This window comes from uncultured Microbacterium sp. (assembly GCF_945952435.1).
Classification (GTDB): Bacteria; Actinomycetota; Actinomycetes; order Actinomycetales; family Microbacteriaceae; genus Microbacterium.
This window is the reverse complement of sequence record NZ_CAMFHZ010000012.1, coordinates 88,613-99,747: the sequence shown is the minus strand read 5'-3', so window position 1 is coordinate 99,747 and position 11,135 is coordinate 88,613. Positions and strand designations below refer to the sequence as shown.

9 protein-coding genes are annotated in these 11,135 nt (G+C 70.7%); 5 read left to right on the top strand and 4 right to left on the bottom strand.

Translation table 11 applies throughout. The features are described 5' to 3' along the window. The first annotated feature begins 498 nt into the window (after positions 1 to 498). Positions 499 to 1,827: a CoA transferase gene (locus Q0P88_RS08415; RefSeq protein ID WP_295013033.1), complete on the top strand. Its 1,329-nt coding sequence runs from the start codon at positions 499 to 501 to the stop codon at positions 1,825 to 1,827. Here the strand turns inward: Q0P88_RS08415 and Q0P88_RS08410 are convergent. The 3 genes from Q0P88_RS08410 to tyrS form a co-directional block, all read right to left on the bottom strand. Next, entirely contained in the window at positions 1,809 to 2,597 is a 789-nt protein-coding gene (locus Q0P88_RS08410; RefSeq protein WP_295013030.1) for a DUF4184 family protein, read from the bottom strand. The two genes, Q0P88_RS08415 and Q0P88_RS08410, sit on opposite strands and share 19 nt — an antisense overlap. 107 nt (positions 2,598 to 2,704) lie before the next feature. Next, a complete protein-coding gene (locus tag Q0P88_RS08405) occupies positions 2,705 to 4,249 on the bottom strand; it encodes an MFS transporter (RefSeq protein WP_295013029.1) in 1,545 nt (514 codons plus the stop codon). 214 nt (positions 4,250 to 4,463) lie between these two features. Continuing rightward, entirely contained in the window at positions 4,464 to 5,765 is a 1,302-nt protein-coding gene (tyrS, locus tag Q0P88_RS08400; protein ID WP_295013027.1) for a tyrosine--tRNA ligase, read from the bottom strand. A gap of 90 nt (positions 5,766 to 5,855) precedes the next feature. Here tyrS and Q0P88_RS08395 point away from each other — a divergent pair, with 90 nt between their 5' ends. The 4 genes from Q0P88_RS08395 (at position 5,856) to Q0P88_RS08380 (ending at position 9,250) form a co-directional block, all read left to right on the top strand. Continuing rightward, on the top strand, positions 5,856 to 6,458 hold the full coding sequence (locus Q0P88_RS08395; protein WP_295013025.1) for a hypothetical protein: 603 nt from the start codon (positions 5,856 to 5,858) through the stop codon (positions 6,456 to 6,458). An 82-nt stretch (positions 6,459 to 6,540) separates the two neighbouring features. Beyond that, on the top strand, positions 6,541 to 7,272 hold the full coding sequence (locus tag Q0P88_RS08390) for a YcnI family protein (RefSeq protein ID WP_295013023.1): 732 nt from the start codon (positions 6,541 to 6,543) through the stop codon (positions 7,270 to 7,272). Continuing rightward, positions 7,269 to 7,847: a copper resistance CopC family protein gene (locus tag Q0P88_RS08385; protein WP_295013021.1), complete on the top strand. Its 579-nt coding sequence runs from the start codon at positions 7,269 to 7,271 to the stop codon at positions 7,845 to 7,847. The genes Q0P88_RS08390 and Q0P88_RS08385 overlap by 4 nt, the downstream gene beginning before the upstream one ends. 305 nt (positions 7,848 to 8,152) lie before the next feature. Beyond that, entirely contained in the window at positions 8,153 to 9,250 is a 1,098-nt protein-coding gene (locus Q0P88_RS08380; RefSeq protein ID WP_295013019.1) for an ATP-binding protein, read from the top strand. Between the two features lie 56 nt (positions 9,251 to 9,306). Here the strand turns inward: Q0P88_RS08380 and Q0P88_RS08375 are convergent, their stop codons facing one another. Then, the gene (locus tag Q0P88_RS08375; RefSeq protein WP_295013017.1) at positions 9,307 to 10,773 is read right to left on the bottom strand and encodes an APC family permease; all 1,467 of its coding nucleotides are present in this window, start codon (positions 10,771 to 10,773) and stop codon (positions 9,307 to 9,309) included. Between the last annotated feature and the right edge of the window lie 362 nt (positions 10,774 to 11,135).

Sequence of the window (11,135 nt, the reverse complement as noted above, 5' to 3'; positions counted from 1 at the left end):
GTTATTTGGCATTTGACAAGTGCACGCTGTTGAGTTCTCAAGGATCGGATGCTCCCGACCCCTGGTCTCGCGACCAGGCCCTTCGGGGCAACTTCTCTATCTTACCCGTCCCGATCCAGGATGTCAAGTCGACATGCCGTGAGGAACGAATCCGGATTTGTTTCCTCGTTTCCGAGGCAACTTCTCTAGCTTAGCCCTCCCGGCCAGACTGTCAAATCGACGATTCCGGCGGGCGGACACCCCGAGCGCACGCGCTCGCCCTTCGCAGGGAGAACCTGCAAAGAAGGAAACCTCGTTCCGAGGAAGCAAGGAGGGTGTTTGTTCGCCGCTTGGGGAGTCAGGCCTTCCGGCCCTTCGCTCTACCGCTTGGGGCGAACAAGTAATAAGTTACGCGGATCCCCGGGATCAGGCAAATCACCCCCACCCCCGGGCGTGTCGCGCGGCGCTCTCTCAGGGACTCCCTGCCGCTCGCCGGGGTCGCGCGCGTACGATGCGGGCATGACAGCGGCAACGGCACGATCAACGCTGGCGCGGTTCCAGGCGGCGCTGGGCGAAGATCCCGCGGCGAGCGCGGACCTCTCCTTCTCCGAGGTGCCTCTTCCCGCCCGGCTCCCCGTCGGCGAGCTCGCATGGGCCGGGGTGCAGGCGGCCTCCCTCGCCCTTGCGGCGCTCTCCGGATCCGCCCCGGTCCCCCTCGACCCGTCCCGGATCGCCGCGGCCTACCGCAGCGAACGGCATCTGCGCATCGACGGCGGAGCCCCGGCCGCCTGGTCCCCTCTGTCGGGGTTCTGGAGGACCTCGGACGGCTGGGTGCGCACGCACGGCAACTATCCCGCCCACGCACGGGCGCTGCGGCGCGCCCTCGCGCTGCACGACGGCGACGTCGACGCCGTCCGTGCGCGTCTGGCCGGGCTCGACACGGACACCGCGGTCGCGGCGATCGCCCTCCAGGGCGGCCTGTGCGTCCCCGTCCGGGAGGAGCGCGCGGGCGACGACTCAACCCTCCGCGTGGATCCGGTCGTCCGATGGGATCGAGCGACGGCGTCGCCGAGGCGCACGCTGCCCGAGTCCCGGCCGGACGCGCCGCTCGCCGGGGTGCGGATCCTGGACCTCACGCGCGTCATCGCCGGCCCCGTCTGCACCCGCACCCTCGCCCTGGCCGGGGCCGAGGTGCTGCGCATCGACCCGCCGCACCTCGCGGAGTTCCCCTGGCAGCACCTGGACACGGGGCACGGCAAGCGCAGCGCCGTGCTCGACGCAGGATCGCAGCGCGACCGGCTGGACGCGCTGCTGTCCTCGGCGGACGTGGTCGTCCTCGGCTACCGTCCCGACGGTCTCGCGAAGCTCGGCCTTTCTCCGGCCGCGCTGCTCGACGCGTACCCCCATCTGGTCGTCGCCCGGCTCTCGGCCTGGGGCGTCGACGATCGTCGCGGCTTCGACAGTCTCGTGCAGGCGGCGTCCGGGATCGCCCTGATCGAGCGCGCGTCCGGCGACGAGACGCCCGGCGCTCTTCCCGCCCAGGCGCTCGACCACACCGCCGGCTACCTGCTGGCCGCCGCGATCGCGACCGCGCTGCGGCGCCGCGCGGACGAGGGAGGAGGCTGGATCGTCGAGACGTCGCTGCGCCGCGTCGCCGCGGAACTGCTCTCCCTCCCCCGCGCCGACGAGGGGCTCGTCGCCGCGCCACCCGCGGAGCCGGAGACGCAGGAGTTCGACGTCGACGGCGTCACGGTCCGCACGGTCGTCCCCGCCGTCGCCTGGGCCGACGGCCCTGCGCTCTTCGCCCCTCCCCGGACGTGGGGGACCGATCAGGCCGCCTGGCGCTGAGGGCCGCGGAAACGGGCGATCGACAGAACGATCGCGAGGACGAGCGTGAGCGCGGCCCACACGCCGCACGCGAGAGGCAGCGTCCGGTACGCGAGGTGCTGAACCGTGAAGTCCGTCGTGATCGGACCGTAGACGGCGAGCCCGATAAGCACGGCGATCACGAGCGTCGCCGGCAACGACAGCCACCACACCACCCGGAGCGGAAGCGGCGCAGGAGTCACCGGCGAGGGCGTGCGAGCGCGGAGCCAGACGATCCCCGCGACCGCCAGGACGATCAGCCCGCCGATGCTCGACCCGTGCTGCAGCCACTTGTACCCCGGCAGCGGACCCCAGGCGCGATCCAGCGCGGGGATCAGCGCCGTGCCCAGGCGCCCCTCATGCGTGAACACGTCCCAGAGGAGGTGACTCGCAACCCCCAGCGCGAGCGCGAGGACGAGCAGCAGCACCCGCCCGGTCGATCCGAACGTCTCCCGCAGTACGGCGGCGGGTCCGCGCCCCCACTCCGCCGGAAGCCGCGCACCGAGGGCGCGCGGCGCGAGCAGCGGGCACGCGGGGCGCAGCACCATGCGCCAGACGAGCAGGAGTGCGAGCGCGAGCGCCGTGGTGAGCGGGATCGCCCGCGCGTCGTGCGTGAGGCCGTAGTCCACCACGAGTCCGCGGGTGAACAACGGCAGGTCCGGGGTCATCGCCCCGACGGCGACCGCCGCCGGAACCAGCGGGGTCCGCGCGAACGGAAGCGCGACGACCGCATGGCTCGGAGTGAACGGCATGACACCGACCCTACGGCCCGTCCGCCGGGGATCCGCCGCGCGAGGTGACGGGGCGGCGACGCATCACCCGTCGCCGCCCCGTCAGCTCCCGCAGGAGTCTGGAGGCCTCAGCGAGCGGCGAGCGGCCGGTCGGGCTCCGCCTCGCCTCCTGCGGGGACGGCCTCGGAGTCGACCGCGGGAGCGACGATGAGGTCGAGCGGCATGGTCCTCGTGTCGAGGTACGGGTTCTCGTCCTGATGGGCGACGAGCGCCTTCGCCTCCTGCTCGGTCTCGACCGTCGGGAAGGAGCCGAGAAGAGGACGCTTCGCCGTCTCGCGCATCGTCAGCAGTGCCACCCCGCCGAGAGCGGCGAAGAACATGATGTAGAACGCCGGCATGTAGGTGTTCCCCGTGAGCTGGATCAGCGCCTGGCTGAAGAGCGGGGTCGTGCCGCCGAACAGCGACACGGACACGTTGAACGCGAGGGCCATCGCCCCGAACCGCGAGGCGGTGGGGAAGAGCGCCGGCAGCGCGGAGGCGGAGATCGCCGCGAAGAAGGCGACCGGGATCGCGACCATCGCGAGAGCGACGAGCACCGCCCACTCCTGCCCGATCTGCATCACCGCGAAGGCCGGCACCATGAGCACCATCGTCGCGGCGACCGCGATCGCGTAGACCGGCTTGCGCCCGATCCGGTCGGAGAGCTTGCCGATCACGGGGAGGAACGCGCTCATGATGAGAAGGACCGGGACGGTCGCGATCGCCGCCATGACGTTCGAGACGCCCACCTCGGTCTCCAAGTACGTCGGCATGTAGCTCGTGAGGGCATACCCGGCGGTCTGCGTGGCGGCGACCAGGGCGACGCCGATCAGCACCTCGCGCCAGTGGTGACGCAGGATGCCGACCAGGCCGTGCCGCGCGTACGGATCGTCGGCGTCCGTCGGCGTCGCCTCGGAGGTCTGCTCGGCCTCGTAGGCCGGCGTCTCGGGGATCTTGGCACGGAACCAGATCGCGACCACGCCGAGGGGGATCGCGATCAGGAACGGGATCCGCCAGCCGAACTCCACCATCGCGTCCTCCCCGGCCACGGACTGCGTGATCCAGGTGGTCAGACCGACCACCGTCGCGCCCGCGGCGAAGCCCACGTACGAGCCGACGTCGAGGAAGGACGACCAGTAGCCGCGCGATCGGTCCGGCGAGAACTCGGACACGTACGTGGTCGCGCCGGCGTACTCTCCGCCCGTCGAGAAGCCCTGCACCATCTTCAGGAAGTACAGCGGGATGATCGCCCACAGCCCGATCGACGCCGAGGTCGGCAGCACGCCGATGAGCGCGGTCGCGATCGCCATCATCGTCATCGTCAGGAAGAGGACCTTCTGCCGGCCGATCCGGTCGCCGAGCGGCCCGAGCACGAGCCCGCCGATCGGACGGACGAGGAACGAGATCGCGAATCCGAGCAGGGTCACCAGGAGTCCGAGACCGCCCGGCAGGCTTCCGGTGAAGACCGCGCTCAGGGTGACGGCCAGGTAGCCGTACACGCCGAAGTCGAACCACTCCATGAAGTTGCCGACGACGGTTCCCGTGATCGCGGTGCGCAGGCGCGACTTCTTGACGACGATGACGTCGTCGACGCGCATGCGCCGGGTCCGTCGCCGCTTCTCTGATCTGCTCATGAGGCTCACTCCTCGAGCGATGTCGCGCCCTCACCGGCGGCGAAGGCGCTCACGCTCAGCCGGGTCAGCGAACGAGGATACGCCCGAGGCGGTGCGGAGGAAGGGGGGTTGCGCTCCTGTGGTAAAGCGCCCTCTGCCGCGGATCCGCGGTCCCGGAGGCCCGCCCTCGCCGTGCCGACACGCCCGAGGTCGTCCGGGCGTGTCGGCGGGAGGCTCAGGCGGGAAGCAGTCCCGCGAGCGTCTTCTTGCCGCGACGGAGCACGGATACGCCGCCCGGGAGGCCGAGCGGGACGATCGCGTCGTCCGTCTCGACCCGGGCGCCGTCGATCGAGACACCGCCCTGGGCGATCGCCCTGCGCGCCTCCGAGGCGCTCGAGACGAGCCCGGTGGCGACGAGCGCGTCGACCACGGAGGATCCGGCGACGACCGCGGCGTGCGGGAGCTCCTCGAGCGCCGAGCGCAACGTCGTGGCGTCGAGCGCGGCGAGATCGCCCTGGCCGAACAGCGCGTCGGAGGCGGCGATCACGGCGGCCGCCGCGTCGACACCGTGCACCGTGGCGACGACCTCGAGCGCGAGACGCTTCTGCGCGGCCCGACGGAAGGGCTCCGCCTCGACGAGTGCGGCGTACTCCTCGATCTCGGCGCGCGACAGGAAGGTGAACACCTTCAGCCGTTCGACGACGTCGGCGTCGGCGGTGCCGAGCCAGAACTGGTACATCCGGTACGGGCTGCACATTTCGGCGTCGAGCCAGATCGCGTTGCCCTCGCTCTTGCCGAACTTGGTGCCGTCGCTGTTGGTGATGAGCGGCGTGCCGATCGCGTGCGCCGAGACGCCCTCCACGCGGTGGATGAGGTCCGTGCCGCTGGTGAGGTTGCCCCACTGGTCGGATCCGCCCGTCTGCAGCACGCAGTCGTACTGGCGGTAGAGCTCCAGGAAGTCCATGCCCTGCAGGATCTGGTAGCTGAACTCGGTGTAGCTGATGCCGGCGTCCGAGTTCAGGCGAGCCGCGACCGCGTCCTTCTTCAGCATGGTCCCGACGCGGTAGTGCTTGCCGATCTCACGGAGGAAGTCGATCGCCGACAGCGGTGCGGTCCAGTCCAGGTTGTTCACCAGGCGCGCCGCGTTGTCCCCCTCGAAGCTGAGGTAGCGCTCGACCTGACTGCGCAGCCGGCCGACCCACTCGCTGACCGTCTCGGGGGTGTTCAGCGTGCGCTCCGCCGTGGGGCGGGGATCGCCGATGAGACCGGTCGATCCTCCGACGAGGCCGAGCGGCTTGTGCCCGGCCAGCTGGATGCGTCGCAGCGTGAGCAGCTGCACGAGATTGCCCAGGTGCAGGCTGGGCGCGGTCGGGTCGAAGCCGCAGTAATACGTGATCGGATCCCCGGCGAGAAGGGCGCGCAACGCCTCCTGGTCGGTGGACACGTGGACGAGACCGCGCCAGACCAGCTCGTCCCACACGTTCTCGAACGTGGGGTCGATGGCCGGCGGAGCCGTCGTCAGTTCAGGGTTCGACACCGCAAAAGGCTATCAGCGAGGGGACGCCCCCTTCCCTGTGCCCACAGGCCGCAGAACGGGGGCATCCCCGCGTCCGGGTAGGCTGAGCGGGTGCTGGGAACGCGCGCGGGTCGCACGTACCGGGGCCTCGTCGGCGCCCTGGTCGCGACGTTCGTCGCCTCCGTGTCCCACTCGGTCGCCGATGGCGCACCGGCGCCCCTCATCGGGATCGTGCTCGCGCTGCTCGTCGCCGCTCCGGTGTGCATCGCCCTCGCCGGGCGACGGCTCTCCTGGATCCGCCTCTCCGCCGCGGTGCTGCTGAGCCAGTTCGCGTTCCACGGCCTGCTGCTCGTCGGCCTCGGATCCGGATCGGGATCCTTCTCCGCGTCCGGCGGGCATCTGCACGGTGCCGCGCTGGTGCAGGCGTTCGGCGCGACGTCCGTGGACGGCTCGGGTATGGACCACGCACAACCCGCGATGTGGGTCGCGCACGGGGTCGCGGCGATATTGACGGTGCTCGCCCTCGGGCGGGGCGAGCAGGCCGTGCGCACGCTGCTCGCACTGGCGGGGCGGCGCGTCTTCGCGCTCGTCCTGGACTGGCGCCCGATCCCGGCGCACCGCGCCCGGCTCATCTCGCGGACGGCTCCTCGCGCCTTCCGCTCCCGTTTCGCGCTGACGGTCGTGCAGCGGAGGGGACCGCCGCTCGCGGCATGATCCCCGCTCCGCGCCCCGCGCGGAGGACGCACCGACGGCGCCCGCCGCACGGTGCCCTCACACGACCTCAGAAAGACATCTCATGCGAAACACCACCCTCTCCCGCGTCCTCACCGGAATCGCCGCGGGCGCCGTGCTCGCCCTCGCCGTCCCGCTGGCCGCGTCCGCGCACGTCACCGCGACGCCCAACCAGGCCTCCGCCGGATCGTGGACCTACGTCACCTTCCGGGTGCCGAACGAGTCCTCGACCGCCAGCACGGTGAAGCTCGACATCCACCTCCCCTCCGACACCCCGTTCACCAGCGTGAGCTATCAGCCGACCGCGGGCTGGACCGGCACCGCCACGAAGACGACGCTGCCGAAGCCGATCACGGTCGAGGGCAACACGATCAGCGAGGCGACGACCGAGGTCACGTTCACGGCCGACGCGGGCGGAGTCGCCCCCGGCCAGTTCCAGACGTTCACGCTCTCCCTCGGTCCGGTGCCTGACACCGGTCACATCGTGATCCCCGCCACCCAGACCTACTCCGACGGGAAGGTCGTGGAGTGGTCGGCGACTCCCGAAGAGGTGAAGAAGGACGACACGCTCGAACCGGCGCCCGTGCTGTGGGTCAACGACGCACCGCCCGCCGATCACCACGGCGGCGCGGCGGCGACGGCGACCCCGGCCGCGGACGCGCACGACCACGACACCGCCTCCGCGGGCGGATCGGAAGGTCTCGCCCTCGGTCTCAGCATCGCCGCGCTCGTGATCGCCGCGGGCGGGGCGCTGCTCGGCGCGCTCGCCCTCGGTCGCAAGCGGCGCGACGCGTGAGCATCCGCGGTCGGCTGCTCGCCGCGCTCGCCGCGGGAGGCCTCGGCGCCGTGCTGGCGGTGGCGGGAGCCTCTGCGGCGAGCGCGCACGACACCCTGGAGCAGACGGATCCGGCGTCGGGGGCGACCGTGAAGACGCTCAGCGCCGTCACCCTCACCTTCAACGCGGATCCGCTCGGCACCGACGGCGCCACCGTCGTCCAGGTCGTCGGCCCGGACCGGAAGTACTACGAGACCGCGTGCCCCGACCTCAACGGCACCGACGTGGTCTCTCCCGCGGCCCTCGGCCCGAGCGGGACCTACGAGGTGCTGTGGCGGGTCGTGTCGTCGGACGGCCACCCGATCTCCGGCAGCTACACGTTCTCGTACGCCCCGGACGGGTCCGCCTCGCCCGCGGCCCACGGCTCCGCGACCCCGAAGTGCGGGCCGAAGGCGGCGTCGAGCACTGCGCCCGACGCCGCGGCGCCGGCGGAGGGCGCCGACCCCGGCGTGTGGATCGGGCTCGGCATCGGAGCCGTCGTGCTCGTCGGCGTCGGCGTCGGCGCGTGGGCCCTGGCCCGCGGCCGGCGGGAGTAAACCCGGGAGCGAAAACGCGGATCGGTCGGAGCGCGGTGCATCCTCGGGAGCACCGCGCTCCGTCGTTCCGCTCTCGGCCGACACCGTGATCCGTCCGCCCAGCCCAGACCAGATCCACAGCCGCCACCGTCTCCGCGGCGCCGGCGACGTGCACGAGGAATCCGCACCGGGCCGGCCTCCGCAGATCAGGGCCCCGATCAGCGGCATTCGCAGGATTCGCCGTGGGAACGGCTTGCGGATCGTGGTGAAGGTCGCGAGGATTATCCACATTGACCGGATTAACCGAGATCTACCGAGGGGCCGCGATGCAGAACCCTTTCCGCCCGACCGCAGGGGCGACCCCGCCGATCGTCGTCAGCCGCGAAGGGCTCCTCCAGGAGTTCGAGTACGGGTTGCGCATCGGATCCGGTGCTCCCGGGCTGCTCACCATCTTCACGGGGGCCAGGGGCGTCGGAAAGACGGTCATGCTCGGCGCCGCGGAGGATCTCGCGCGCGCCCAGGGGTGGGTGGTGATCTCGGAGACGGCGACGCCCGGCTTCACGGCACGCATCGGCGAGGCGATGCGCGCCGCGGAGACCGAGCTCGGCGACGGACCGGTCCACCGGCGGATCGTGGGCATCACCGCCGCCGGCTTCGGAGTGACAACTCAGCTGACGCCGCAGCAGCAGATCGGCTGGCGCGAGCTCGGGCAACGGCTGCTGGCTCTGCTCGCCCAGCAGCACACGGGCCTGCTCATCACCGTCGACGAGATCCACGCCGCCGAGCGGACCGAGCTCGCGGCGCTCGCCGCGAACATCCAGCACTTCATCCGCGAGGGGCTCCCGATCGCCCTGATCGTCGCCGGCCTCCCGGCCGCCGTCTCCGATCTCCTCAACGAGGGCGTCGCCACCTTCCTGCGCCGAGCGGACCGGATCGACCTGCACTCCGCATCGATCGAGGAGACCGCGCAGTCCTACTCCGACCTCTTCGCCCAGGGCGGCCATCCGATCTCGCCCGAGCTGGCGCGACGCGCCGCCGAGGGCACCGGCGGCTACCCGTTCCTCATACAGCTCGTGGGCTACAGCCTGTGGCGGGAGGCGGAGTCCAGGGACGAGCCGATCGATGAGAGCGCCGTGGCGGAGGCCGTCGCCGCGGCACGCCGCCGTAACGAGCAGACAGTCATCGGCGCCGCGCTCGCGGTGGTCTCCGCACGGGACATGGACTTCCTCCTCGCGATGACCGTCGACGAGGACATCACCGATGTCGGCGACATCGGGCGCCGGATGACGGCCACCCCGAGCCTGGTGGGCAAGTACCGCGCGCGCCTCATCGACGCCGGCCTCGTCGAGTCCGCCGGCTACGGTCGCGTCGCCTTCGCGATCCCGGGCCTGCGGGAGTATCTGCGGGCGCAGTCCCGGCGCTGACGGCCGCGGGGCGGGATGTCCGCGAACGTCCCGCCCCGCAGCTCTGATGGATCCCTCTACGCGGAGAAGTCCTCCGGCACCTCGAGCGGGCGACGTCGGAAGTACGCGTCCCTCGCCTTGCGGTAGAAGAGGATCATCGGGACCACGCCGATCACGAGCAGCCCGATGCCGAGGTAGTTCACGACGGGCTCGTTGTTCGGGATCGACGCGAAGAAGATGTACATCATGAATACCGCCCCGGCGGCGGGCCACAGGCCGATGAAGAAGAAGTTCTTCACCGAGCGGAAGATCACGCGGCGGAATCCCACGACGACCGCCAGGCCCGCGAGCGAGTAGTAGAACGCGATCTGCAGTCCGATCGACGAGACCGCCCAGCCGAGGATCTGGCCAACGCTGTCGCCGAAGACGTTCGCGAGCACGAACAGCAGCAGCGAGACGGCGACCACGACGAGCGTCGCGAAGACCGGGGTCTTCCACCGGCGGTTGATCTTGCCGAAGGCGAAGGGGATCGTGCGGTCCCGACCCATCGCGAACAGCGTGCGGCTCACCTGAACGAGCGTCGTCTCGAGCGTCGCGATCGTGGAGAGCGCGACGGCGATGATGAGGATCTTCCCCCCGATACCGGGCATGATCGCGTCGCCGAGCACCGTGAGGACGTTGGCGCTGTTCTCCTCGATCGTCTTGCCCGGCAGCATGACGAGCGTCGTGGTCGTGTAGACCTCGAACAGGATGAAGACGATCACGATGCCGAGGATGCCGGCGAGTCCTGTCGTCTTGTGCGCGTTCTTCGTCTCCTCGCCGAGATTGGCGGTGACGTCCCAGCCCCAGTAGTAGAACGCGGCGATGAGCGCGGCGGCCACGAACACGCCCGCCCCGGTGAGATGCCCGAATCCGAACCAGTCCCACGAGAACGTCTCGCCGTGATGGTAGGTGGTGATCGCCCGCGGGATCGCGATGACGGCGAACACGACGAGGATGCCGACCTCGACGACCGACATGATCCACTGCGCCCGCTCGGTCGTATGCACGCCGAAGATCACCGCGGCGGCCATCACGAGGAACCAGAGTGATCCGACGAACGTGACCAGGAGCGTGTCGCCCGCGAGCTTCGGCGCGAACAGCGACACGGTCATCTGGCCGGCGGGGAGGGCGCCGGCGACCATGAACACCGTGGCCGAGATGACCAGCGCCCAGCCCGCGAAGAAGCCGAGCAGGGGATGCAGGCCGCGCGCGACCCAGGAGAACGACGCCCCGGCGTGGCTGTCCACGCGGGCGAGATGGCTGAAGGCGAAGGCGATCCCGAGCATCGGGATGCCGCACCACAGCAGCGCCGCCGGGGCGCCGACGCCGGCCGCGCCGATCAGGAGGGCCGTGCTGGCAGCGATCGAGTAGGCGGGCGCGCTGCCGGCGACCGCCATGAGCGTCGAGCCCGCCTTGCTCACGCCGCCCGCCTGCAGCGCGTGCTCCTGGTACTCGATCGCCCTCTGGAGAGACGTGTCCGTCTCGCGCGCATCGAAAGTCATTCGTGCCCCTGTCTCATCGTTCGGGTAGGTGGGGATGACAGACGGAAAGTAGCACCGGCGAACACCCCCTGCATAGGGCGGATTCCGATGAATCCCGGATGAGTTCGAACATGAGCGCATCCGGATGAATCCTCCCTATTTCGTGGAGATGGCTCCTACCCGTCCTGCCTTTCGTCGGCAAACCACGAGAACACGACGGATTCCGCAGGGGGCTTTCGAGCCCTCCAGAGTCGTCTTTCCGAGCTCCGAGGGATGGTCGGGACGGGCGTCGCAGCCGCGCGCCGACGCGTCCCGAGAGCCCTTCCCCCGTTCCTCCGACGGCGCACATGACGTCTCCCGCGGGCCGACATTGCCCGCACGTT